A 24,864-nucleotide genomic window follows, 5' to 3' on the forward strand; every position below is an offset into this window, starting at 1 on the left:
CAGCCAGCTCGGCTTCATCCAGGACATCACGCCGATGCGGGTGCTCGAAGCCGAGTCGCGCATCAAGGACGAGCTCAACCGCCAGATCATTGCCAGAAGTCCTGATTGCACCAAGGTGCTGGACCTGGAAGGGCGCGTGGTGCAGATGACGGCGCAAGGTTGCCGTCTGGTGGAGGTGGACGACTTCGAGCAGGTGCGCATGGGGTCGTGGACCGAATGGTGGCCCGATGACGGCGTTCAGCTCGCCATGGAGGCGATCGCTTCGGCCAGCCGGGGCGAGAGTTCGCGGTTCGTGGCTTACGGGCCCACGTTCAAAGGCACGCCCAAGTGGTGGGACACCATGTTGACGCCGATCTGCGACGCGCATGGCAAGCCCGTGATGTTGCTCGCGGTTTCGCGCGACATCACCGAACAGCACCTGCAGCAGGAGAGCATCCAGCGCTTCAACACCGAGTTGGAGCGTGCCGTGCAGCAGCGCACCGAAGAACTGGCCGAGGCCAAGGACCGCATTCATTTGGCGTTGCGCGAAGCCCAGATCGCCTACAACCAGGCACCCTGTGGCTACCACTCGGTGGACGCCTCCGGCACCTACGTGCTGATCAACCAGACCGAGCTCGACTGGCTGGGCTACCAGAGCCGCAGCGAGGTGGTGGGCATCAAACACTTTCGTGACCACGTGCAACCCGCCTACCTCGACGAGGTGGTGCAACGCCTGCAGCGCCTGTTGCGCGGCGAGACGCTGGAGGCCGCGGAAATCGGCATGGTGCGGTGCGACGGCACCGGCTTCATCGGCCTGCTCAACACCACCGCGGTGCTGGACGATCAGGGCCGTTTTTTGCGCACCAACAACACGCTGGTGGACATCACCGAGCGCAAGGCCGCCGAAATGGCTCTGGCGGCGCAGCGCAATTTCCTGCAGACCGTGGCCAGCAATGTGCCGGTGCAGCTGGCGTTCTTCGATCGCGACCTGATCTGCCGATTCGCCAATGCCAGCTATGCGCGCTGGCTCGACAGCTCACCGGACGCGCTGGTGGGCCGGCACGTGAGCCTGATTGCGCGCAACCAGGATTTCGAGGAGGCACGGCCGCGCCTCGAGCGCGCGCTGGCCGGCGAGGCACAACGCTTCGAGGGCGAACGGGTGTTCCCCGACGGCACCGTGTTCTACGCCAACATCGACTACACGCCCTACCGCCACAACGGCGAGGTTGCCGGCCTGTTCATCCAGATGCTCGACATCACCGAGCGCAAAGCCTCGGAAGACAAGGTCAGCCGCGCCAACGCCCAGCTCAACGAGGCCCTGAGCCAGGCCCAGGCCCTCTACAACCAGGCGCCTTGCGGTTACCACTCACTCAACACCGCTGGCACCTTTGTATCGATCAACGACACCGAACTGGGTTGGCTGGGCTACCGCCGCGACGAGGTGGTGGGCAAGATGGGCTTTCGCGACGTGATTCCGGCGGCGGATGTTCCGCTGCTCGAAGCCCGCATGCGCAAGATCCTGCACGACGACGCACTGGAAGGGGTGGAGTACCAGATGCGCCGGCGCGATGGATCCACCTTTCATGCGCTGCTGTCCTCCTCGGCAGTGCGCGACAAGGATGGTCATTTCCTGCGCAGCAACACCACGGTGGTGGACATCACGCGCCGCAAGGCCGCCGAAATCTCGCTGCGCGACAACCAGCGTTTCCTGCAGACCATCACCGACCACGTCCCCGGCCTGATCGCCTACCTCGATGACGGCTTGCGCTTCCGCTTTGCGAACGCGGAGCACCTGCGCGTGTACGGCATGGACCCCAAGCGCATCGTGGGCCAGCACATCAAGGACTGCTTGCCTCCCGACATCTGGGCCGACACCAAGCCGCGCATGGAAGCCACGCTGGCGGGGCACGAGCAAATCTTCACGGCGTGGCGGCCCACGGTCGATGGCAAGCACATCTACATCAGCGGCCGCTACTTGCCGGATGTGCAGGACGGCAAGGTGCGGGGGCTGTTTGTCCAGATCATCGACATCACGGCCAGCAAGCTGGTTGAAGAGCGGGTGAGCAACCTCAACGAAGAGTTGGAGCAGCGCATCCGCGAGCGATCGGCCGAGCTGCTGGAGGCCGAGCAGCGTTTCCGTCTGATGGTGGACAACCTGCGCGACTACTGCATCTTTTTCATGGACGCCGACGGCCGCGTCACCGACTGGACCGACAGCGCCCAGCGAATGGACGGCTACTCGCCCACGCAGATGCTGGGACGGCACTACGGCGTCTTGTTCGACCCGGCCAACCCGGAGCACGGCAAGGTCAGGGCCGACCAGATGCTGCGCCTGGCGGCGTCCCGGGGCCAGCACGAGCTGCACAACTGGCACACGCGCAAGGACGGCACGCAGTACTGGTCGCATTCGGTGCTGATCGCCTTGCGCGACGACCTCGGCGAGCTGCGCGGTTTTGCCAAGATCAACCGCGACATGACCGACGCCAAACGGCTCGACGACCTGATGCGCAACATCAACGACGAGTTGGAAAACCGCGTGGTGGAGCGCACCGAGCAGTTGCTGGCGGCCAACAAGGACCTGGAGTCCTTCTCGTATTCGGTGTCGCACGACCTGAGATCGCCGCTGCGCCACATCTCCAGTTTTGTGAGCCTGCTGGAAGAGCACATGGGCGGTCAGTGCGACGAAGTGAGCGCGCGATACCTCCACACCATCGGCAACTCGGCCCGCCACATGAGCCAGCTCATCGACGGCCTGCTGGCCTTCTCGCGCCTGGGAAGGGCAGCGGTCAACGTGACGCCGGTGGATTTCCAGCTGCTGGTCGAGGCGGTGGTCGCCCAGATCGGACACGACACCGAAGGTCGCATCGTCGACTGGGTGGTCGCTCCCGACCTGCCGGTGGTGCAGGGCGACGCCTTGTTGCTGCGCGAGGTGTGGGCCAACCTGTTGGGCAATGCCTACAAATACAGCCGGCCGCGAGAGCGCTCGCGCATCGAGGTGGGCTGGACCATCGACCCTGTGGTGGGCTACACCTTCTTTGTCCGTGACAACGGTGTGGGTTTCGACACAAAATACGCGCAGAAGCTGTTTGGCGTGTTCCAGCGCTTGCACCGGGCCTCGGAGTTCGAGGGAACGGGCATCGGGCTGGCGCTCACGCGGCGCATCATCGAGCGGCACAGCGGCAGCATCTGGGCCGAAAGCGAACTCGGTGTCGGCAGCGTCTTTTATTTCTCCTTACCTTTTGAGGGCCCTGGTTTTTCGGATGCCAACCTGGATTCGATGCCTGCCCCCCTGGAATCATGAGCAAAAACGCCGACGCGATTCTCCTGGTTGAAGACAATCCCGACGACGCCGAACTGACGAAACTGGCGCTCTCGCGCCACGGTCTGGACGGGCGCGTCACACACGTGTCCGACGGCATGCAGGCGCTGGACTACCTGCACCGGCGCAACGGCTTCACCAACCGCTCTGGCAGCAACCCCGTGCTGGTCCTGCTCGATCTCAAGATGCCCTTGCTCGACGGCATCGGTGTGCTCAAAGAGATCAAGGGCAGCGACTTGCTGCACAACATCCCGGTGGTGGTGCTCACCTCGTCCACCGAACCCAGCGACCTGCTGCGCGCCTACGACGCCGGCACCAACGCCTACATCGCCAAACCCACCGAGTTTTCGCAGTTCCTCAGTGCCATGAAGCACGTGTGCGAGTTCTGGATCAACATCAACCAGACCGCGCCGCAGACCGTCAACGCCACCGTGCGCAACACCGGTTTCGGCGATCTGATCTGAGCCGGCACATCCGGCATCGGGCGCACCATGCAAACAGGCCCTTAAAGGGCCTGTGATGGGGAAGCGAGCGGGCGATCAATAGATGTCGGAATCGGCCCACTGCGAAGAAGGACCGAAATCGTTGGCCGTGGCCGGCGTGTTGAGGTTGAGGACGAACACCACCTCGCCACCGAAACGGCCGACGCCCAGGCTTTTCATGAGCTGCTGCTCCTGCTCGGGACGCTCCATGCGCAGGAAGCAGATGGCCTGCTTGGTGCCTTCGTGCATGGCGGTCAGGATGTCCAGGCGGGTGATGCGACCGAACTCGCTGCACAGTTGGTGCAGCGCGGATTTCAAGCTCGGCACATCGCTGTGCTGTCTGAGTTCTGCAAGTGTGCTCACAATCGACTCCCGATGTTTCTGTCGTTGCGGTTGTATTCGTGCCGATACCCCAGGCAGCGGCAGGAGTGAATGGTAGCCCAGATGCTGCGGCAACTAACAGTTTTGTTACAACTTGGCCCAGCAGCACGGCGTCTTGTGCGCTAGATCACATCCCGCCCGTGATGTGAGCACATCCATGTGCCCTGCGTGTGACACCTCTTCGGTATTCTCAGGCCATCCCACCACCGGAAGTCCCCCATGCGATCCGCTTCCCCAGCACCCACAGCCGCCTCCGACCACTCCGCCCGGGCGATGGCGGTCAACGATCCGGGCGAGTTTGCACAGCGCGGCGGATTTGATCGGCTGGCGGGCTGGGCGGCCCAACACGCCGGGGTGTCGGCCTCGGTGTTTTTCGACACCACACAGTGGCCCCCCCGGGTGCTCGGCTCCCACGGGCTGCACACGGCGGCCATCGTGGGCGCGCCGCAGGTTCTCGCCACCCTGTTACCGGACGGTGCTCAGGAGAGCCACCTGGGCGAGCTGGCCGGTCACCCGGCATGGCCGCAACTGGAGGCATGGGCAGCGCCGATGGTGCTGCGCAACCTGCACTGGTGGCCACTGATCGCGGTCAAGGGCGGCGCCCGTTCGGCTTTCCTGCTGGTCAACGGCGATCCGGCGCACCCCTGCGACACCAGCAACCCGGCGCTGGTGGCGCTGGCAGCCCATGCGCTGGACACGGTGGCGTTGACACAGCGCTGTGAGCAGATTGAGCTGCACAACGTGCAGATCCTGCGCGAGAGCGAGAGTCGGCTGAACCTCACCGAACACACGGCGGGCGCGGGCAGTTGGTCCTTGCAGGTGGGCAGCGGCGAGCTGGTGCATTCCGATGAGTTCGCCACCATCCTGGGCCTGACCGACCACAGCCAGGTCACCTCGCTGGACAGCATGGTGCAGCGTTACAACCCGGAGTGGCGCAGCGGCATCCGCCAACGGCTGGAACGCTGCGCACGCAGCGGTGAAGGTTTCGACGAAGAGCTGCAGATCATGGTGGAGGGCGGTGCGCCCAAGTGGGTGCGCACCGTGAGTTCCGCCGTGCGCGGCAACGACGGCGAAATCGTCCGCATCCAGGGTGCGATCCAGGACATCTCGGCACAGAAGCAGGCCCAGCAGGACACCCTGCGCCTGGCGATGCGCCTGACCACCACGCTGGCCAGCATCACAGAGGCGTTTGTCACGCTGGACCGCCAGTGCTGCTTCACCTACCTCAACCAGGAGAGCGAACGCCTGCTGCAGAAGACCACCGCCGACCTGCTGGGACAGGAGGTCTGGCACGACTTCAGCGGCGGGCTGGCCGAGCGGCTCAAAGACAAGCTCACCCGGTCGCTCCACACCAACCGCCGGGTGGAACTGGAAGATTTTTTCCCCACGCTGGGCAAGTGGATGGAGGTGCGTGCCTATCCTTTCGCCGAGGGCCTGGCGGTGTACTTCCGGGATGTGACGGAGCGGCGCCGCTCGCAGGAGCAGCTGATGCTGCTGGAGACCAGCGTCTCGAGGCTCAACGACATCGTGGCGATTGCCGAAACCGGCGCCGGCAGCCAGGAGCCACGCATCGTGTTCGTGAACGACGCGTTCCAGCAGCAAACCGGCTACACGCGCGCCGAGGTCATCGGGCAGACCCCCCGCATCCTGCTGGAGCTGGACCCGGCCATGACCCACCTGAACTCCCTGGTGGCCAGCCTTCAGCACAACCAGCAGGCCCGCAGCGAACTGATGGTGCGGCGCAAGAACGGCGCACTGTTCTGGGTGGAGCTGGAAGTGGTGACGGTGCAAGCCACCGCGGAAGAGGTGACGCACTGGGTGGCCGTGGGTCGCGACATCACGCAGCGCAAGACGGCCGAGGACATGATCCGACACCTGGCCTTCTACGACGCGCTGACCGACCTGCCCAACCGCCAGCTCCTGCTGGACCGGCTGCAGCAGGCGCTGGCAGCCAGTGCGCGCACCGGACAGTTCGGCGCGCTGATGTTCATCGACCTGGACAACTTCAAGATCCTGAACGACACGCTGGGCCACCACATGGGCGACCAGCTGCTGCAGAAAGTGGCCTCGCGCCTGACGCAAAGCGTGCGCAAGAGCGACATGGTGGCGCGCCTGGGCGGCGACGAATTCGTGGTGATGGTGGATGACCTGAGCACCGACGCCGAAGCGGCGGTCTACAAGGCGCGCGCGCTGGGCGAAAAAGTCCTCAAGACCTTGCGCGAGCCTTTCCAGCTCAACGGGCACCAGCACTTCGCCACGCCCAGCATCGGCGTGGCCTCGTTCAACGGCGACCAGAACGACGTCGGTGAACTGCTCAAGCAAGCGGACCTGGCCATGTACCAGGCCAAATCGATGGGGCGCAACACGCTGTGCTTCTTCGATCCCGACATGCAGGCCACGGTCAGCATCAACGCGGCGGTGAGCTCCGATCTGCGCATCGGGCTGCGCGAGCAGCAGTTCATCCTGCACTACCAGCCGCAGGTGGACCGGGTCGGTGTGGTGACCGGCGTGGAAGCGCTGGTGCGCTGGAACCACCCGGTGCGCGGCATGACGTGGCCGGCTGAGTTCATTCCGGTGGCCGAAGACACGGGCCTGATCCTGCCGCTGGGGCAGTGGGTGCTGGAGACCGCGTGCGAGCAGCTCGCGATCTGGGCGCACCGCCCGCAGACCGCCAGCCTGAGCATCGCCGTCAACGTCAGCGTGCGCCAGTTCCGCCACCCCGACTTTGTGGACATGGTGATGGCCGCGATCAAGCGCACCGGCATCCGCCCGCACCGCCTCAAGCTCGAACTCACCGAAAGCCTGCTGGCCGACCGCATGGAGATCACCATCGACAAGATGGGCATGCTCAAGGCACTGGGTGTCACGCTCTCGCTCGACGACTTCGGCGTGGGCTACTCGTCACTCTCGGTGCTCAAGCGCCTGCCGCTGGACCAGCTCAAGATCGACAAAGGTTTTGTGGCCGACGTGCTGACCGACCCGAACGACGCCGCGATCTCGCGCGCCATCATCGCGCTGGCGCAGAGCCTGAGCCTGCAAGTGGTCGCCGAGGGCGTGGAGACGCAGGAGCAGCGCGACTTCCTGGCTTACCAGGGCTGCGACCAGTTCCAGGGCCACCTGTTTTCGAAGCCGTTGCCCATCGAGGAGCTGGACGCGATGTTGGAGAACCCCACGTCGGGCATGGTGGTCATGGGCTGACGCTCAACCGGTGAACAACGCCACGTTGCCGCCGGCGGCGGTGGTGTTGATGGTGAGGGTCTGCTCGGCGCAGAAGCGCAGCAGGTAGTTGGGGCCACCGGCTTTGGGGCCGGTGCCGCTCAGGCCTTCGCCACCGAAGGGCTGCACGCCCACCACGGCGCCGATCATGTTGCGGTTCACGTAGACGTTGCCCACGCGTGCCGCAGCGGCCAACGCCTGCGCGCGGCTGTCGATGCGCGTTTGAATACCCAACGTGAGGCCGTAGCCCAGCGCGTTGATCTGCTGCACCACGGCCATGGGGTCGCCGCTCCAGCGCACCACCTGCAGCACCGGGCCAAAGATCTCCTGCGTCACCTCGCCGATCGCGGTCACTTCAAACATCTGGGGTGCGATCACATGAGGCATGGCGGGTGTGGCACGGAGGCTGCCCAACAAGGGCCTGGCGTCGGTGTGCAGGCGCTGCACGTGGCGGGTGATGCCTTCAAACGCCTCGGCGTCGATCACCGGGCCGAGGTCCGTGGCCAGATCGGACGGGTCGCCCGCCACCAGCTCCTTCGCAGCGCCTTCGATCATCTCGATCACGCCGTCGGCAATCGCTTCGTGCACGCACAGCAGGCGCAGCGCCGAGCAGCGCTGGCCGGCGCTGCGGAACGCGCTCTGCACCACCGCGTCGGCCACCTGTTCGGGCAGTGCCGTGCTGTCCACCAGCATGGCGTTGATGCCGCCGGTCTCTGCAATCAACGGGATGATCGGCCCGTCTTTGGCGGCCAGCGCGCGCTGGATGATCTTGGCCACTTGGGTGGAGCCGGTGAACACCACACCGGCAATGCCGGGTTGGGCCACCAGCGCGGCGCCCACCGTTTCGCCGGGGCCGTGCAGCAGTTGCAGGGCACCGGCGGGCACACCGGCGGCGTGCAACAGCTTCACCGCTTCGAGCGCGATGGCGGGCGTCTGCTCGGCCGGCTTGGCCAGCACGGTGTTGCCGGTGGCCAGCGCGGCGGCCACCTGGCCGGCGAAGATGGCCAGCGGGAAGTTCCACGGGCTGATGCAGACCCAGGCGCCACGGCCTTCCATGCGCAGCGTGTTGCTTTCGCCGGTGGGGCCGGGCAGCGTCTGCGGCGCCATCACGCGCTCGGCATCGTTCGCGTAGAAGCGCAGGAAGTCGATCGCTTCGCGCACCTCGGACACCGCGTCGTTCCAGCCCTTGTGGGCCTCTTTCACCAACAAGGCGCACAGGCGCGGCAGTTGCTGCTGCATGGCATCGGCCGCACGGCGCAGCGTGGCAGCGCGCTCGGCCACGGGGGTGTGGTTCCAGCCGGCGAAGGCCTGCACGGCCTTGCCCACCGCTGCCTGTGCCGCTGCGCCCGTGGCCTCGGGCACGGTAGGCACCACCAGCGCAGCGTGTGCGGCCAGCAGCGGCTCGCGGTGCGCGGCCACGGCCAGGTCAAGCCCCAGGCTGTTGGGGCGCTTCGGCCCGTAAAGCGCCGGCGGCAATGGCAGCGAGGCGGTCAAGATGCCTGGTTTCGACTGCTCCAGCGGCGAAATCAGCAACTCGTCCATGCCCACCGATTCGTCGGCGAGCTGGTGCACAAACGACGAGTTGGCACCGTTCTCCAGCAGTCGGCGCACCAGGTAGGCCAGCAAGTCGCGGTGCGCGCCCACGGGCGCATACACGCGGCACGACACGGCCGGGTTCTTCAACACCTCGCGGTAGATGCCCTCGCCCATGCCGTGCAGGCGTTGCAATTCGAACGGAGCGCCGTGCCTCGTTGCCATTTGCAGGATGGCGGCAATGGTGCCGGCGTTGTGCGTGGCGAACTGCGGGTAGATGGCATCGGATGCACCGAACAAGGCCTGCGCACACGCGAGGTAACTCACATCGGTGTGCGGCTTCTGGGTGAACACCGGATAGGCGGGCAGGCCCTGCTCTTGCGCGCGCTTGATCTCGGCGTCCCAGTACGCGCCCTTGACCAAGCGGCACATGAACTTGAGCCGGTATTGCCGGCCCAGTGCCGCCACGTGTTCGATGAGTTCGACCGCGCGTGTCTGGTAGGCCTGCAGCGCGAGACCCAAACCCTGCCACTGCGGACAATGTTGCGCCACGGCCTTGGCCAACGCCTCGAACACGTCGAGCGAGAGTTCGAGGCGGTCGACCTCTTCCGCGTCGATGGTCAGGTTCAGGTTGGCGGCAGCCGCGCCTTCGCACAAGGTCCACACGCGGGGCACGAGCTCGCGCATCACGCGTTCGTGTTGCGCATCTTCGTAGCGCGGGTGCAGTGCACTGAACTTGATGGAGATGCCGTCGTTGTGGCTCGGCAGACGTTTCGGGTCGGCCGTTCGGGCGATGGCCGCGATCGCGTTCTGGTAACTCGCGAGATACCGCAGCGCGTCGGCGTCGGTGCGCGCGCCCTCGCCCAGCATGTCGAAGCTGAAACCCAGGTTGGCCTGGCGCTTGCGCGCCGACGCCGCCTCCTTCATGCCCTCTTCGATGGTTTGCCCCAGCACGAACTGGCGGCCCAGCAACTGCACCGCGCGCAGCGTGGCGGCCACCACCGTCTTCGCACCGAGCTTGGCCATCAGGCCCGGCTCGTTGCCCGCCTGCGGCAGGAAGTGTTTGGACATCGCAATCGCCGTCGACGACAGCCGGGCGAGCGTGGAGTCCGCTGCGCCATCAAAGTCGGCGCGCCCGAGCTGGTCCGCCGTGAGCGCGATCGCCGTCTCGGCATCGGGCACGCGCAGCAGCGCCTCGGCCAGGCGCATCAGCGCCAGACCTTCCGCACTGGAAATCGGGTACTCCTTGAGCAAACTTTCCATGGCCCAGAACGGTGGCGGGTTCTCGCGCACCGCGCGAACCCAGGGCGCGGCCTGGGTGGCGGCAGCAGCCCAGTCCAGCGCGCCCTGCAGCGCACTCAGGCGCTGCGCCAGCACGCCGGCTTCGGGGCGGTAGGGAAAGGGAAGGCGGTCGGTGGTGCGCGGCATGCAGAACTCCAGAGCGGGCATGGGTTTGTGGATCTGCGTATGTTCGCGGCATGAATGCCGAACTTTTCACCAAAAACGTGTCATCAACTGGATAATTGACGGCCATGGACCCCCACACCACCGAGCCCGACCGCATCGACCTCAAGATCCTCAAGCTCTTGCAATCCGACGGCCGCATCACCAACCTCAAGCTCGCCGAGGCGGTGGCGCTCTCACCCACCGCCGTGCTGGCGCGCACCCAGCGCCTGCAGCGCGATGGTTTCATCCTCGGCTACGAGGCCCGGCTGAACCCGCTGAAGCTCGGGCGCGGGATGATGGTGTTCGTGGAAGTGCTGCTCGACCGCACCACGCCCAACGTGTTCAACGAATTCAAGGCAGCGGTGCAGGTGCGCGACGAAATCATGGAATGCCACATGGTCGCCGGTGGCTTCGACTATTTGCTCAAGACCCGCATGGCCGACATGGCGGCCTACCGCGAATTCGCCGGCAGCGTGCTCTGGCAGCTGCCCGGCGTGCGCGAGACGCGCACCTACGCGGTGATGGAAGAGGTGAAGAACAGTTCGCAGCTGCCTTTGTGATGCGTTGACACGGGCGTTGACAGCCGCGGGCGCGTTTGCACAATGGGCGCACCACCTTCAGGAGCCAGCATGTCACGCACCTTCACCCTGCTGATCGGCGCATTCGTTGTCTGCGCCACCGTGCACGCCCAGAGCACCAAGCCCGGCTTGTGGGAAATCAACCAGAAGATGGGTGGCAATCCCGAGATGGACAAGGCCATGGCGCAGATGCAGCAGCAGATGGCGGGCATGTCGGCGGCCGAGAAAAAGATGATGCAGGACATGATGGCCAAACAGGGCATGACCATGCCCACGGCGGGTGCCGGTGGCGGCATGGCCATGAAGGTCTGCATCACGCCCGAGATGGCCGCCAAACAAGACATGCCGGTGCAAACCGAGGGCGACTGCACCACCACGATCACCTCGCGCAGCGCCAATGCCCTGAAGATGAACTTCGTGTGCAAGAACCCGGCTTCCTCGGGCGAGGGCACCTACACCTTCAGCGGCGACACCGCCTACACCATGAAGATGCTGATGAAGAGCACGCACCAGGGCAAGCCGGTGAACACCACGCTCGACGGACAGGGCAAGTGGCTGTCGGCGAGCTGCGGCTCGGTCAAACCGATGAAGTGAGCTTGGTCGGCCGGCTGCCGAACACACCCCGCCCCACCCGCACCATGGTCGAGCCGGCGGCCACGGCCGCTTCCAGGTCGTCGCTCATGCCCATGGACAGGGTGTCGAGTTCCATCCCCCGCGCATTGAGCTGGTCGAACAAGGCTTTGGCGCGCAGAAACAGTTCACGCTGGGTGTCAAAGTCGGGTGATGGTTCGGGAATGCACATGAGCCCGCGCAGCTTCAAACGCGGCAGAAGGACCACCACCGAGGCCAGATCGGCCAGGGCCTCGGGCGCCACCCCCGATTTGTTCGCGCCGCCGTCCACATTGACCTGCAGGCAGATCTGCAGCGGCGGCAAGTCCGCAGGGCGCTGCTCGCTCAAGCGCTGCGCGATCTTGAGCCGGTCGACCGACTGAACCCAATCAAAAGCCTCGGCCACCGGCCGGGTTTTGTTGCTTTGCAACGGTCCGATGCAATGCCATTGCAGTGCAGCATCGGGTCTGAGGCTGCGCAGGGCCTCGATCTTTTCCGCGCCTTCCTGCACATAGTTTTCGCCAAAAGCATGCTGACCGGCATCGAGTGCCAGACAGACGGCGTCGGCGTCGAAGGTCTTGGAAACCGCGAGCAAGCTCACGGCGTTCGCATCGCGTCCCGTGCGTGCACAGGCCTGCTTCAAACGCTCTCGAACCCCTTTGAGATTGCCTTCAATGGTCGTCATAATCAGTCGTCATACCTCAACACCGCACGGGACCTCGGGATGGATATCACCCAATTGCTTGCCTTCAGCGTCAAGAACAAAGCATCCGATCTTCACCTCTCGGCCGGTCTCCCACCCATGATACGGGTGCATGGTGACGTTCGACGCATCAACGTCGAACCACTGGACCACAAGCAGGTCCACGGCATGGTGTACGACATCATGAACGACAGCCAGCGCAAGCAGTACGAAGAGTTCCTGGAGTGCGACTTTTCGTTCGAGATCGAAGGCCTGGCCCGCTTCCGCGTCAATGCCTTCAACCACAACCGCGGCGCGGGTGCCGTGTTCCGGACCATCCCGAGCAAGATCCTCACGCTGGAGCAGCTCAACGCGCCCAAGATCTTTGGCGACCTGGCCTTGCGCCCACGCGGTCTGGTGCTGGTGACCGGCCCGACCGGCTCGGGCAAGTCCACCACGCTGGCCGGCATGGTCAACCACCTCAACGAAACCGAGTACGGCCACATCCTCACCGTGGAAGACCCGGTGGAGTTTGTGCACGAATCCAAGAAGTGCCTGGTGAACCAGCGCGAAGTGGGACCGCACACCTTGAGCTTCTCCAACGCCCTGCGCTCGGCCCTGCGCGAAGACCCGGACGCGATCCTGGTGGGCGAGATGCGCGACCTGGAGACCATTCGCCTGGCCATGACGGCCGCGGAAACCGGCCACCTGGTGTTCGGCACGCTGCACACCTCGAGCGCCGCCAAGACCATCGACCGCATCATCGACGTGTTCCCGGCCGAAGAGAAAGACATGGTGCGAGCCATGTTGTCCGAATCGCTGGTGGCGGTGATTTCCCAAACTTTGTGCAAGACCAAAGATGGTTCGGGCCGCGTGGCCGCGCACGAAATCATGCTGGGCACCAGCGCGATCCGCAACCTGATCCGCGAGGCCAAGGTGGCGCAGATGTATTCCGCCATCCAGACCGGCAGCAACGTGGGCATGCAGACGCTCGACCAGAACCTCTCGGAGCTGGTCAAGCGCAACGTGATCAGCCCGGCCGAGGCACGCGGCAAAGCCAAGATTCCCGAGAATTTCCCGGGCTGAGCACCAGAAGGCAGGACACATGGAACGCGACCAGGCATCGAAATTCGTCAACGACCTGCTGCGCCTGATGCTCAGCCGCAGCGGCAGCGACCTTTTCCTCACCGCCGACTTTCCGCCGGCCATCAAGGTGGACGGCTCGGTGGTCAAGGTGTCACCGCAGCCGTTGAACGCGTCCCACACGCTGGCGCTGGCGCGCGCCATCATGAACGACAAGCAGGCCGCCGAGTTCGAGCGCACCAAGGAGTGCAACTTCGCGATCTCGCCACCCGCCATCGGCCGTTTTCGCGTGAGCGCGTTCATTCAACAAGGCAAGGTCGGCATGGTCATGCGGACCATCCCCGCCGTGCTGCCCACCATCGATAAGCTCGGCCTGCCGCAGGTGCTGAAAGACGTGTCGTTGTCCAAACGCGGCCTGTGCATCCTGGTGGGCGCCACCGGGTCGGGCAAGTCCACGTCGCTGGCGGCCATGGTCGACTGGCGCAACGAAAACACGCACGGCCACATCATCACGATCGAAGACCCGGTGGAATTCGTGCACCCCCACAAAAATTGCGTGGTCACGCAGCGCGAAGTGGGCCTGGACACCGACAGCTGGGAGGCTGCACTGAAGAACACGTTGCGCCAGGCGCCGGATGTGATCCTGATGGGCGAGATCCGTGACCGCGAGACGATGGAACACGCCATCCAGTTCAGCGAAACGGGTCACCTGTGCCTGGCCACCTTGCACGCCAACAGCGCCAACCAGGCGCTGGACCGCATCATCAACTTCTTCCCGGAAGAGCGACGCGCCCAGCTGCTGATGGACCTCTCGCTCAACCTGCGCGCCCTGGTGTCGCAGCGCCTGATTCCGCGACAGGACAACAAAGGTCGCCATGCCGCGGTGGAGATCATGCTCAACTCACCGCTGATCTCCGATTTGATCTTCAAAGGCGATGTGGCCGAGATCAAGGAAATCATGAAGAAGAGCAACCAGATGGGCATGCAGACCTTCGATCAGGCGCTCTTCAACGCCTTCGAGGCCAACCTCATCACGTTTGAAGACGCGCTGCGCAACGCCGACTCGCTCAACGATCTGCGCCTGCAGATCAAGCTCAACAGCCAGCGGGCCAAAACTCTCGACCTGGCGGCGGGCACCGAGCACCTCACGATCGTGTGACCCCCCGCTCCGCGCGGGGATTGACCCACCCCCGCGCCGCGCCTTCGGCGCGTCACCCCCTCAGGGGACAATGCCTGCGGCCTGGCAAAGCCAGTTCCGCGGCATTCTTGAAAAAACCAAAGAGACCACCTCATGAGCAACATTGCTGAACGCACTTACGAATCCACCCCTGCCCGCAAAGTCGCCTTCATCGGCCTCGGTGTGATGGGCTATCCCATGGCGGGGCACCTCGCGCGCGCCGGGCATTCGGTGACGGTCTACAACCGGTCGAGTGCCAAGGCCGCGGCCTGGGTGGCCGAGTTTGGTGGTGCGCACCAGCCCACGCCGCGCGAAGCGGCTGTGGGTGCCGACATCGTGTTTGCGTGTGTGGGCAACGACGACGACCTGCGCTCCATCACCCTGGGTGCCGATGGTGCGTTCGCCGGCATGGCCGCCGGGGCGATCTTTGTGGACCACACCACGGCGTCGGCCGATGTGGCGCGCGAGTTTTACCAAGCCGCCAAGACCCTGGGCCTGTCGTTCGTGGACGCGCCTGTCTCGGGCGGTCAGGCCGGTGCGGTCAACGGCTTGCTGACCGTGATGTGTGGCGGTGACGCGGCGGCTTTCGACGCGGTGAAGCCAACGGCCATGGCGTTCTCGCGCGCCTTCACGCTGCTGGGCGAGGCCGGTGCCGGCCAGCTCACCAAGATGGTGAACCAGATCTGCATTGCCGGGCTGGTGCAGGGTTTGTCGGAAGCCATTGCCTTCGGCCAGAAGGCCGGGCTGGACATGAACCAGGTGCTGGACGTGATCGGCAAGGGCGCGGCACAAAGCTGGCAGCTCGACAACCGGGGCAAGACCATGGTGGCCGACAAGTTCGACTTCGGTTTCGCCGTGGACTGGATGCGCAAGGACCTGGGCCTGGTGCTCGACGAGGCCAAGCGCAACGGTGCCCGCCTGCCGGTCACCGCGCTGGTGGACCAGTTCTACGCCGATGTGCAGGCCATGGGCGGTCACCGCCTGGACACCTCCAGCCTGATCAAGCGCCTGAAATGAGCGCTTGAATGAACAGCAGCGCCGAAGCGCTGCTGTTCTGTCACTTGGCTTCGTTGGCCGCCGGCTTGGGCAGCATGCGGGCCAGTTCTTCCTCGGTGAGGATCTCGAACGAGCGCACGACGCGCTGAACACCCGAGGTGTTGCGCGCAATGTCGGTGGCTCGGTCGGCCTCGCGCTGGGTCACACGGCCCATCAAATACACGGTGCTGCGTTCGGTCACGACCTTGAAGGCGTTCGCCGACAGGTCTTTCGCGTCCACCAGCGAGGCTTTCAAGCGTCCGGTGATCAGCGTGTCGGCCGCGCGTTCCGTGAGCGAGGGGCTGTTGGTCACCGACAACTCGTTGACGATCTCGGCCACGTTGTCCACCCCGGACACGATCTTGCCCGCCAGCTCCTTGTCGGCCACGCTGGCCACCTCGCCGGTAAGCAGGACCCGGCGGTTGTAGCTGGTCACCGCAGCGCGGGCGCGGTTGCCCATCTGGTCGCGCAGGCGGTTGGTGGCGCGCAGCTCGATGCCCTGGTCGTCCAGCTGGGCGCCCGAGGTGCGGCGGTCCACCGCCACCAGGGCACCGCCCATGGCGCCACCCACGATCAGGGGAGCGCAGGCCGACAGGCCCACGGTCAAGGTGACGGCAACGAGCACGCCAGCGGCGAGACGGCTGCGAAGGGCAAGGGGTTTGAAACTCATGGGGGATTTTCCTGTTCGTGGGTGAAGACGTCGGGCAAGCCCAGCAGCTGGGCGTCCACGCCGTCGCAAATGCAGTGCAACACCAGGTGGTGCACCTCCAGAATCCGGGCCGCCAGATCGTGCGGCACGCAAATGTGCACATCGGTGTCGCGCAGCAACAGCGAGAGCTGCCCACCGCGTGCGCCCGTGAGCGCCACCACCGTCATGTCGCGCTCGTGCGCGGCCTCCACCGCGGCGAGCACGTTGGGCGAGTTGCCCGACGTGGTGAGCGCCAGCAACACGTCGCCGGCCTGGCCGAGCGCGCGCACCTGGCGGGCGTACACCGAGCGCACGTCGAAGTCGTTGGCGATGCCGGTGAGCACGGCCGCGTCGGCCGAGAGCGAGAACGCCGCGAGTTCGGGACGCTCACGGTCGTAACGGCCGACAAAGCTGGCAGCAAAGTGCTGGGCCGCAGCCGCCGATGCGCCGTTGCCGCACGAGAGCACCTTGCCGCCACCGGTGACGCTGGCGAGCACCGCGTTGGTGGCCGCCTCCACGGCGGGCGCCAGTGACTGTGCACACTGGTACTTCAGGTCGGCACTGTCGATGAACTGTTGCTGGATGCGTTGCAGAAGCATGGGGCGATCATAGCGGTGGGGTCTGTATCAAATTGCTCAGGACGCGTCGAACGCTGCGCGCAGCCAGTCGATCTGCCCGCTGCTGCCGTCGATCAGCACCACATCGAAACGGCATGCGGGTTCAGAGCCGAGCCGCAACAAAAAGTGCCGCGCAGCGAACACGATGCGGCGTTGCTTGAGCGGAGTGATGCTGGCACCGGCGCCGCCCTGGCGCTGGCTGGCGCGCTGGCGCACCTCGATGAAGACCAGCGTGCCATCGGGCTCACGCATAATCAAATCGATCTCTCCACCGCCACGTCCGGGCGTCTTGAAATTGCGTTGAACCAGCTTCAAGCCCTGGCGCTGCAGGTGCAGCAGCGCAGCGTCTTCGGCCGCATCGCCCCGGGCCTTGGTGGTGGGCACAGGCGCCACCCGCGTCCCCTGTTTTGGAGTCGCCACCGGCGCCCCCTGTTTTCTGGAACTCCACATTGTCTGCAAGCTCTCCATCCCTGTTGGCGGCCGCGCGCGACGCGGCGGCGCACCAGCATTATCCGCAGGGCGCGCTCTACATGGTCGCCACCCCCATCGGCAACCTCGCCGACATCGGCCTGCGCGCGCTGCAGGTGCTCTCGCTCGTGGACACCGTGGCCTGCGAGGACACGCGCCACACCGCCGCGCTGCTGCAGGGCTACGGTCTTCACAAGCCGCTGCTGGCCCTGCACGAGCACAACGAAGCCGAGGCCGCGCAGACCGTGGTGCAGCGCCTGCAGGCCGGCCAGCGCGTGGCCTATGTGAGCGATGCGGGCACGCCCGGCGTCAGCGACCCGGGTGCGCGCCTGGTGGCGGCGGCGAACGCGGCGGGCCTGCGCTGCGTGCCGGTCCCCGGCGCCAGCAGCATCACCGCCCTGCTCAGCGTGTCGGGCACGGTGGCGGGCATGGGGGGTTGGGACGGGCGTTTCGTGTTCGCGGGGTTTCTGGCCAGCAAGGCAGCGGAGCGGCAACGCGAGGTGCAGCTGATCGGCGCGGACGCGCGGGGCTGCGTGCTGCTCGAAGCGCCGCACCGCATCGAAGCACTGGCCAAGGACCTCGGGTTGCTGGGCGAGCGCATGCTGACCGTGGGCCGTGAACTCACCAAACAGTTCGAGGAAGTGGCGCACCTGAAGGCGCAGGACTTCAGCACCTGGCTGCAGGCCAACGCCAACCGCACGCGCGGCGAATTTGTGCTGCTGGTGCACCCGCAGCCCGCCGCCGTGGAGGCCGAGGGCAGTGTGGACGCGGCCGCCTTGCGCACGCTGGACGTGCTGTTGAAAGAGCTGCCGCTGAAAACCGCGGTGAAGCTGTGCGCGGAGATCACCGGCCAGCCGCGCAACGCGCTCTACAACGCTGCGCTGGCGCGCCGCCAGGGCGCTGGCGATTCAGACGACTGAATTCAGCGGATCACGCGCGCCATCGGGTCCTGCCCGGCGCGCGGAGGGGGCGCATCGCGCACCTCGTGCGCCTGCACATCCACGACATCGCCCATCGGCTGGGCTGGGCCCCGGCCCGGCCACACGCCCTGCGTGTAACGCTGCGAAGTCTGGCGAAAGCGGTTGAACACCACGAAAGGCGCGGGTTTTCGGCCGGTGATCAGTGCCCACAGCGACATGCCCAGCACCACCACCAGCGTGGCCAGCAACAGGCTGAGCACAAACACCAGCGCGGCGACGCCGAGTGCGAGTTTGAGGATGCCGCGCACCAGGCGCGCAAAGAAGTCGAATAAACCGTTCATGGATGACTGAGCCCCAAGGGCCTGTGTTGGTTCCGCGGGCAGGCTGTGCACCGATCCAGCCCCCATCAGTGGTTGGGCCAAACGTCGCTTACATGGGGCCATTGTCCCCGGCTGCAAGGTGGGCCGGCGCACCGACGGTCGTCACACGGCACGGCAAGGCTGACTGCTATGCTGCCCCTTGCTCGTGCGCACCACCCGCGCGAGGTCCATCCAAGGCCCCCATGAAACCGATTTACCAGTACTTCTTCCGCGGCCTCATCACCTTCCTGCCGCTCGCCCTCACGGTCTACGTGCTTTACCTCACCGTGGCCTGGATCGAGTCGATCGCCATGTGGTTGATCCGGCCCTTCATCGGCGACTTCTACCTGCCCGGCCTGGGCATCGTGCTGGGCGCGGGCCTCATCCTCGGGCTGGGTTTCCTGATCTCGCAGCCCAACGTGGCGCGCTGGCTCTCGTGGATCGAACTGCCCTTCACCAACCTGCCGGTGGTCAAGAGCATCTACTCCTCGCTCAAGAGTTTTGCGGACTATTTTTCGCCCCACAAGGAAACGCAGCAGCAGGCCGTGGTGGTCTTGCGCATGCCGGGCAACGATCTGTCCATCGTGGGGCTGGTCACGCGCCAGAACATGCAGGGTCTGCCCCCCGCGCTGGCCGAGCTGGACCAGGTGGCCGTGTACCTGCCCATGGGCTACATGATCGGCGGCTACACGGTGTTCGTGCCGCGCAGCTGGATCACCCCCATCGACATGTCGGTGGAAGAGGCCATGCGCTCTTCGTTGCTGGCCTGGATGGCGTCGAACCGCACCAGCGGCACCAGCATCGAACCCCTGGACCCCGCCGAACCCAACCGCCCCACCCCCACCCCATGAGCATCCGCCACCTCGACGCCCTTTTCTCGCCCGCCTCCGTGGCGGTGATCGGGGCCTCGATGCGGCCCGCCAGCGTGGGCGGCACCGTGTGGCGCAACCTGAACAACGGGGACTTCAAGGGGCTGCTCTACGCGGTCAACCCCCAACACGCCGAGCTGGGTGGCGTGAAGGCCTTCGCCTCGGTGGCCGACCTGCCCGCCGCCCCCGAACTGGCGGTGTTGTGCACACCGGCGGCCAGCGTCGTGCAGCTGATCACCGAACTCGGTGCGCGCGGCACCCGCGCGGCCATCGTGCTCACCGCCGGTCTCAGCGCCGCGCAGAAGCAGGCCATGCTGGATGCTGCACGCGTGCACACCCTGCGCATCCTCGGTCCCAACTGCATCGGCATGCTGGTGCCGCACCTGGGGCTCAATGCCAGCTTTGCGCACACCGGCGCGCTGCCGGGTGAGCTGGCTTTCGTGTCGCAATCGGGCGCGCTGGTCACGGCCATGCTCGACTGGGCGGGCTCGCGCGGCATCGGCTTCTCGCACTTCGTCTCGCTGGGCGAACGCGCCGATGTCGACTTCGGCGACATGCTCGACTTCCTCGGCAGCGACCCGAAAACCCGCGCCATCCTGCTCTACATCGAAAGCATCGAAGCGCCGCGCAAATTCATGTCGGCCGCGCGCGCCGCGGCGCGCAACAAGCCGGTGATCGTGGTCAAGGCCGGGCGCTCGGCCGCCGGGCAACAGGCCGCCGCATCGCACACCGGCGCGCTCGCCGGGTCGGACGCGGTGTTCGACGCGGCCATCGCGCGCGCCGGCATGCTGCGCGTGTGCACCTTGCAGGACCTGTTTCTCGCCGCTGAAACGCTCTCGCGCTTCCACGGCAACCGCGCCGACCAGCTGATCGTGCTCACCAACGGCGGGGGCGCCGGCGTGATGGCGGCCGACGCCGCCGCTTCCGAGGCCGTGCCGCTGGCCGCGCTCGACGACGAAATCAAAGCGCGGCTCGATGCGGTGCTGCCCGCCAACTGGTCGCACGCCAACCCGGTGGACATCATCGGCGACGCGCCGGCCACGCGCTATGTGCAGGCGCTGGAAGCGCTGGCGCACGACACCGGGAGCGCGGTGCTCTTCATCCACGCGCCCACCGCCATCGTGCCCAGCCTGGAGATTGCGCAAGCCCTGCTGCCGCTGGCCAGCGCCGCGCCAAAGCGTGTGCTGGGCTGCTGGCTGGGCGACGGCGCGGTGGCGCAGGCGCGCGCGCTGTTTCGCACTGCGGGTGTGCCCGACTTCAACACGCCCGAAGACGCGGTGCGCGCCTTCTCGTTGCTGCGAACCTACCGGGAACACCAGACCGAGCTGCTCCAGACACCACCGGCCCGCAGCGCGGTGCACGCGGTCGACCTGCCGCGCATCCGCGCCATCGTGTCCGGGGTTCTCGCCAGCGGGCGCGAGCTGCTCACCGAGCCCGAGGCCAAGGACCTGCTGGAAGCCGCCGGACTGCCGGTGGTGGCCACGCGTGTCGTCGGACCCGACGCGCAAGAAGCGCAGGCGGCCGCCGACGCGCTGGGCTACCCGGTGGCGCTCAAGATCCTGTCGTTCGACATCTCGCACAAGTCCGACGTGGGCGGCGTGCGCCTGAACCTGGGCAGCGCGGCCGAGGTGGGCGAGGCCTGCGCCACCATGCTGGCGCGCGTGCGCGAGCAGCGGCCGGACGCCAAGGTGGAAGGCTTCACCGTGCAAACCATGGTGCGCAAGCAGCACGCGCACGAACTCATCGTCGGCGCCAGCGTGGACCCGGTGTTCGGCCCCACCATCCTGTTCGGCCAGGGCGGTGTGGCGGTGGAGGTGCTGGCCGACACCGCGCTGGCGCTGCCACCGCTGAACACCACCCTGGCACTCGCCCAGATCGCGCGCACCCGCGTGGCGAAACTGCTGCGCGGCTACCGCGACGAACCCGCCGCCGACCTGGACGCCATCGCGCAGGTGCTGGTGAGCGTGTCGCAGCTGCTGGCCGACGTGCCCGAACTCGCCGAGCTCGACATCAACCCCCTGCTGGCGAACCACGAAGGCGCGGTGGCGCTGGATGCGCGGGTGCGTGTCTCGGCCAAACGTCCCGCTGGCGCCCACCACTTCGCCATCCAGCCCTATCCGCAAGACCTGGTGGAGATGTGGAACTGGCAGGGCCAGCCCATCACGCTGCGCCCGATCCGCCCGGAGGACGAGGCCCAGCACCGTGCGTTCCTGGAGCGGCTCGACCCGGAAGACATCCGCCTGCGCGTGTTCTACAGCCGCCGCCACATCGAACACAGCGAGCTCGCCCGGCTCACGCAGATCGACTACGCGCGCGAGATGGCGTTCATCGCCACGCGCCTGGGGCCTGACGGCGTGGAGGAAACCCTGGGCGTGGTGCGCGCGGCGGTGGACCCCGACAACATCGGCGCCGAGTTCGGCGTGATCGTGCGCTCCGACCTCAAGGGCAGCGGCCTGGGCCACAAGCTCATGAGCAAACTGATCGAGCACCTGCGCGCGCGCGGCACGCAGCGCATCTTCGGGACCGTGCTGCGCATCAACCGCGGCATGCTGGAACTTGCGAAGGCCTTGGGCTTCCAAGCGTCGACCAACCCCAGCGATCCCGGCGACCATGAAACGCGGTACGTCGCGCTGGACCTGCAGTCCCCAGCCACGCCAACGCCATGAATCCAACGCCCAACCGCCGCCATCTGTTGATCGCCAGCGCCGCCGCCCTGGCCGCCCCCGCCTGGTTGCCGTCGGCCATCGCACAGGCGAAGAACCTGCGCCCCACGCCCAGCCAGACCGAAGGCCCGTTCTACCCGGTGGCCCTGCCGGCCGACAGCGACGCCGACCTGCTCAAGAACGGCCAGGTGAACGACGGCCAGGGCCAGCCCGCCTGGGTGGAAGGCACGGTGGTCGATCGGGCGGGTGTGCCGGTGTCGGGTGCGGTGGTCGAGATCTGGCAGTGCGACCACGCGGGCCACTACCACCACCCCGGCGACGGCGGACGCGCCGACCCGGCGTTCCAGGGCTTCGGCAAGGTGAGCGTGGGGCGCGACGGCCGATACCGCTTCCGCACCATCCGCCCGGTGCCCTACGGCGGGCGCACGCCGCACATCCATGTGAAGGTGAAGCTGGACCGCAGGGAGTTGCTGACCACGCAGCTGTATGTGGCGGGTGATCCGGGCAACGACCGCGACTTTCTGTGGCGGCGGCTCGATGCCGAGAACCGCGCGGCACTCACCGTGCCATTCGCGGCCGGTCGCGACGGCATCAAGGCCAACTTCCCCATCGTTGTGCAGGCCTAGAACCCGGCCCTGAAAAGCCCGCGCAGGCCACGGGACTCTGCCCCCGCGCTTAAGCTCGCGCCCATGGATTCACTCTCTCAAATTGCCCTGGGCTCCGCCGTCGGCGTGGCTGTGATGGGCCGACGCACCGCGGTGTGGAAAGCCGCGCTGTGGGGCGCCATCGGCGGCACCCTGCCCGACCTGGACGCCTTCATCGACCACGGCGACGCCATCCTCAACATGACGCGCCACCGCGCCGAAAGCCATGCGCTCTTCCTGCTCACGCTGGCCGCGCCGGTGATGGCCTGGATCGTCTCGCGCATCCACGGCGAAGCGGCCCTGTTCAAGCGTTGGTGGCTGGCGCTGTGGCTGGTGCTCATCACCCACCCGCTGCTCGACACCATGACGGTCTACGGCACGCAGCTGCTGCAGCCCTTCACCGACCACCCGTTCGGTGTGGGCAGCATCTTCATCATCGACCCGCTCTACACCGTGCCACTGATCGTGGGTGTGGTCGCTGCACTGCGGCTGAAAAACCCGCGAGGTTTGAGCTGGAACGTGGCGGGGCTGGCACTGAGCACGCTCTACCTCGCCTGGGGTGTCGGTGTGCAGCAGCACGCCACGCAGGTGGCGCGCGCCTCACTGCAACAAGAGGGCATCAACGCCTCCGGCCTGCTGGTCACGCCCTCGCCGTTCAACACGGTGTTGTGGCGGCTGGTGGCCACCACGCCCACGCACTACCTGGAAGGCCACTACTCGCTGATGGACGACGACCAGCGCATCACCTGGACGCGCCACGAGCGCGGCGCCGGCCTGCTGGAGCGCCACGCCGACGAGCCCTCGGTGGCGCGCATCGCGGCGTTCACGCACGGCTTCTACAGCGTGTCGGAAACGGGCGGGCGCCTGTTCGTGACCGACCTTCGCATGGGCCAGGAGCCCCGCTACACCTTCCACTTCGATCTGGGCACCGAGACCGCCCGAGCCCAGGGTGGGCACCGCCCAACGCTCAACGGTCAGCGCCCCGAGATCGGCCCTGCACTGGACTGGTTGTGGCGGCGCATGCGCGGCGAACGCATTCCCTCGCCTGGGGTCTGATCAACTGCCCAGACCGGCCAACAAATCGGGCTGCACGATCTCGATCCAGTAACCGTCGGGGTCCTTGATGAAGGCCACGTTTTTCATCTTGCCCTGGTCGGGCCGCTTCACATAAGGCACCTGGTTCTCGTCGAACCAGGCCACCGCCGCGGCCAGGTCGGGCACCGAAAAACAGATGTGACCAAAGCCCTGCGGCTGGGCGTTGCCGTCGTGGTACCTGAAATCGGCCTGGCCCTCGGTGCCCCAGTTGTGGGTGAGTTCGAGCACGCCGCGCTGGCTGAAGGTCCAGCTGGTGCGATCACCCACATCGGCCGGCGCTGCACCGTCCTCCGGGCGCGCCAGGAAGTACAGCGAGAACGACATCTCGGGGAAATCGAGCTTGCGCAGCAGGCGCATGCCCATGACGCGGGTGTAGAAGTCCAGCGCCACGGCCGGGTCCTTCACGCGCAGCATGCTGTGGTTGAACACGAAACCACGCGTGGCATCGCTGGGCTGGGCGCAGACGCCGGGTTGGTTTTCGGTGGTGAAGCTCATCAAAAGGTCCTTGGAAAAAACAAAAATTCAACGGGCGCGGATCGGCGAGACCACCGGCGAGAACGTCGGGCGCCGCGCACCGCGCCCATCGGTGCCGGTGCCTTGCAGCGGCGTGGTGAGGGCATCCGTGGCGGCCACCGGCAGCGGCTGAGCGCGCAGTCCCGCGTCGCCCTGCTGCTTCTCCAGCGCCATCATGCGCCGGCGCATGTAGCGCATGCAGGTCACGCGCAGGAACGACGCGAAGTTGGGCACCTCACCCCGGTGCGCCAGGATTTCGTCATGGAACTGCGCGATCAGCGCGTTGGTCGTGCAGCCCTCGTCCTCGGCCATCTCGGCCAACAGGTCCCACACCATGTTCTCCAGCCGGATGCTGGTGAGCACACCGTGCATGCGCACCGTGCGCGAACGCTGTTCGTACTGGATCGGGTCGGCCTTGACGAAAAATTCGCACATGGTGTTGATCTCCTAGCATCTCAAAAAGGAAAGCCGATCCGGCGCCGGGCCGCCCCAAGCCGGATCAGCCCCC

General features: G+C 66.3%; 22 protein-coding genes. 13 read left to right on the forward strand and 9 right to left on the reverse strand.

The genetic code is table 11. The features are described 5' to 3' along the window. Positions 1 to 3,280, forward strand: a 3,280-nt coding sequence (locus tag Q1W68_RS17225; RefSeq protein ID WP_300717166.1) for a PAS domain-containing protein, incomplete at its 5' end; no start/stop codon positions are given. After that, positions 3,277 to 3,762, forward strand: a complete 486-nt coding sequence (locus tag Q1W68_RS17230; RefSeq protein ID WP_069045096.1) for a response regulator — start codon at positions 3,277 to 3,279, stop codon at positions 3,760 to 3,762. The genes Q1W68_RS17225 and Q1W68_RS17230, both read left to right, overlap by 4 nt. Before the next feature lie 75 nt (positions 3,763 to 3,837). Here the strand turns inward: Q1W68_RS17230 and Q1W68_RS17235 are convergent, their stop codons facing one another. Continuing rightward, positions 3,838 to 4,143 carry an RNA-binding protein gene (locus tag Q1W68_RS17235; protein ID WP_300651379.1) on the reverse strand — a complete coding sequence of 102 codons (306 nt, stop codon included), beginning with the start codon at positions 4,141 to 4,143 and terminating at the stop codon, positions 3,838 to 3,840. A 237-nt stretch (positions 4,144 to 4,380) separates the two neighbouring features. Between Q1W68_RS17235 and Q1W68_RS17240 the strand changes: the two genes are divergently transcribed. After that, the gene (locus Q1W68_RS17240; RefSeq protein ID WP_300651381.1) at positions 4,381 to 7,359 is read left to right on the forward strand and encodes an EAL domain-containing protein; all 2,979 of its coding nucleotides are present in this window, start codon (positions 4,381 to 4,383) and stop codon (positions 7,357 to 7,359) included. A gap of 3 nt (positions 7,360 to 7,362) precedes the next feature. Here Q1W68_RS17240 and Q1W68_RS17245 read toward each other — a convergent pair whose 3' ends face one another. Further along, positions 7,363 to 10,338 carry an L-glutamate gamma-semialdehyde dehydrogenase gene (locus Q1W68_RS17245; protein WP_300717167.1) on the reverse strand — a complete coding sequence of 992 codons (2,976 nt, stop codon included), beginning with the start codon at positions 10,336 to 10,338 and terminating at the stop codon, positions 7,363 to 7,365. 104 nt (positions 10,339 to 10,442) lie between these two features. On the opposite strand from Q1W68_RS17245, the gene Q1W68_RS17250 reads away from it, so the two are divergent. Both Q1W68_RS17250 and Q1W68_RS17255 read left to right on the forward strand, forming a co-directional pair. Continuing rightward, the gene (locus tag Q1W68_RS17250) at positions 10,443 to 10,916 is read left to right on the forward strand and encodes an Lrp/AsnC ligand binding domain-containing protein (RefSeq protein WP_300717168.1); all 474 of its coding nucleotides are present in this window, start codon (positions 10,443 to 10,445) and stop codon (positions 10,914 to 10,916) included. A 69-nt stretch (positions 10,917 to 10,985) separates the two neighbouring features. Beyond that, positions 10,986 to 11,528: a DUF3617 domain-containing protein gene (locus tag Q1W68_RS17255; protein WP_300717169.1), complete on the forward strand. Its 543-nt coding sequence runs from the start codon at positions 10,986 to 10,988 to the stop codon at positions 11,526 to 11,528. On the opposite strand, the gene Q1W68_RS17260 is transcribed toward Q1W68_RS17255, so the two are convergent. Next, positions 11,512 to 12,228, reverse strand: coding sequence for a YggS family pyridoxal phosphate-dependent enzyme (locus Q1W68_RS17260; RefSeq protein ID WP_300717170.1), 717 nt, complete (start codon positions 12,226 to 12,228; stop codon positions 11,512 to 11,514). The two genes, Q1W68_RS17255 and Q1W68_RS17260, sit on opposite strands and share 17 nt — an antisense overlap. A 39-nt stretch (positions 12,229 to 12,267) precedes the next feature. Between Q1W68_RS17260 and Q1W68_RS17265 the strand changes: the two genes are divergently transcribed. From Q1W68_RS17265 to Q1W68_RS17275, 3 genes are all read left to right on the forward strand, one after another. Next, positions 12,268 to 13,311 carry a type IV pilus twitching motility protein PilT gene (locus Q1W68_RS17265; RefSeq protein WP_291216638.1) on the forward strand — a complete coding sequence of 348 codons (1,044 nt, stop codon included), beginning with the start codon at positions 12,268 to 12,270 and terminating at the stop codon, positions 13,309 to 13,311. A 19-nt stretch (positions 13,312 to 13,330) separates the two neighbouring features. After that, entirely contained in the window at positions 13,331 to 14,467 is a 1,137-nt protein-coding gene (locus Q1W68_RS17270) for a PilT/PilU family type 4a pilus ATPase (RefSeq protein WP_300658151.1), read from the forward strand. 132 nt (positions 14,468 to 14,599) lie between these two features. Further along, positions 14,600 to 15,502, forward strand: coding sequence for an NAD(P)-dependent oxidoreductase (locus Q1W68_RS17275; protein ID WP_300717171.1), 903 nt, complete (start codon positions 14,600 to 14,602; stop codon positions 15,500 to 15,502). 40 nt (positions 15,503 to 15,542) lie between these two features. On the opposite strand, the gene Q1W68_RS17280 is transcribed toward Q1W68_RS17275, so the two are convergent. From Q1W68_RS17280 to Q1W68_RS17290, 3 genes are read right to left on the reverse strand one after another with little or no spacing between them, the layout of a single operon-like run. Further along, positions 15,543 to 16,190 (reverse strand): BON domain-containing protein, encoded by a 648-nt coding sequence (locus Q1W68_RS17280; RefSeq protein WP_300649988.1) that lies wholly within the window; start codon positions 16,188 to 16,190, stop codon positions 15,543 to 15,545. Then, positions 16,187 to 16,807 carry an SIS domain-containing protein gene (locus Q1W68_RS17285; RefSeq protein ID WP_300649989.1) on the reverse strand — a complete coding sequence of 207 codons (621 nt, stop codon included), beginning with the start codon at positions 16,805 to 16,807 and terminating at the stop codon, positions 16,187 to 16,189. The genes Q1W68_RS17280 and Q1W68_RS17285 overlap by 4 nt, the downstream gene beginning before the upstream one ends. Positions 16,808 to 16,843: 36 nt before the next feature. Then, positions 16,844 to 17,275: a YraN family protein gene (locus tag Q1W68_RS17290; protein WP_300717172.1), complete on the reverse strand. Its 432-nt coding sequence runs from the start codon at positions 17,273 to 17,275 to the stop codon at positions 16,844 to 16,846. Here Q1W68_RS17290 and rsmI point away from each other — a divergent pair. Next, positions 17,275 to 18,213, forward strand: coding sequence for a 16S rRNA (cytidine(1402)-2'-O)-methyltransferase (gene rsmI, locus Q1W68_RS17295; protein WP_300649991.1), 939 nt, complete (start codon positions 17,275 to 17,277; stop codon positions 18,211 to 18,213). The two genes, Q1W68_RS17290 and rsmI, sit on opposite strands and share 1 nt — an antisense overlap. Before the next feature lie 2 nt (positions 18,214 to 18,215). Here the strand turns inward: rsmI and Q1W68_RS17300 are convergent, their stop codons facing one another. After that, positions 18,216 to 18,554: a hypothetical protein gene (locus Q1W68_RS17300; RefSeq protein WP_300649993.1), complete on the reverse strand. Its 339-nt coding sequence runs from the start codon at positions 18,552 to 18,554 to the stop codon at positions 18,216 to 18,218. Between the two features lie 221 nt (positions 18,555 to 18,775). Between Q1W68_RS17300 and Q1W68_RS17305 the strand changes: the two genes are divergently transcribed. The 4 genes from Q1W68_RS17305 to Q1W68_RS17320 all read left to right on the forward strand — a co-directional run bounded on the left by Q1W68_RS17305 (position 18,776) and on the right by Q1W68_RS17320 (position 23,804). After that, a complete protein-coding gene (locus tag Q1W68_RS17305; RefSeq protein ID WP_300649995.1) occupies positions 18,776 to 19,423 on the forward strand; it encodes a DUF502 domain-containing protein in 648 nt (215 codons plus the stop codon). Next, the gene (locus Q1W68_RS17310; RefSeq protein ID WP_300717173.1) at positions 19,420 to 22,107 is read left to right on the forward strand and encodes a bifunctional acetate--CoA ligase family protein/GNAT family N-acetyltransferase; all 2,688 of its coding nucleotides are present in this window, start codon (positions 19,420 to 19,422) and stop codon (positions 22,105 to 22,107) included. Before Q1W68_RS17305 ends, Q1W68_RS17310 begins: the two co-directional genes overlap by 4 nt. Then, complete coding sequence (locus Q1W68_RS17315; protein ID WP_300649998.1) at positions 22,104 to 22,730, forward strand: protocatechuate 3,4-dioxygenase; 627 nt, start codon at positions 22,104 to 22,106, stop codon at positions 22,728 to 22,730. The genes Q1W68_RS17310 and Q1W68_RS17315 overlap by 4 nt, the downstream gene beginning before the upstream one ends. Before the next feature lie 63 nt (positions 22,731 to 22,793). After that, entirely contained in the window at positions 22,794 to 23,804 is a 1,011-nt protein-coding gene (locus Q1W68_RS17320) for a metal-dependent hydrolase (RefSeq protein ID WP_300650000.1), read from the forward strand. On the opposite strand, the gene gloA is transcribed toward Q1W68_RS17320, so the two are convergent. Beyond that, entirely contained in the window at positions 23,805 to 24,338 is a 534-nt protein-coding gene (gene gloA / locus Q1W68_RS17325; protein ID WP_300717174.1) for a lactoylglutathione lyase, read from the reverse strand. A gap of 27 nt (positions 24,339 to 24,365) precedes the next feature. Further along, complete coding sequence (locus tag Q1W68_RS17330) at positions 24,366 to 24,791, reverse strand: ribbon-helix-helix domain-containing protein (RefSeq protein WP_300717175.1); 426 nt, start codon at positions 24,789 to 24,791, stop codon at positions 24,366 to 24,368. Between the last annotated feature and the right edge of the window lie 73 nt (positions 24,792 to 24,864).

Source organism: Hydrogenophaga sp. (assembly GCF_030158645.1).
In the GTDB taxonomy this organism is placed as follows: Bacteria; Pseudomonadota; Gammaproteobacteria; order Burkholderiales; family Burkholderiaceae_C; genus Hydrogenophaga.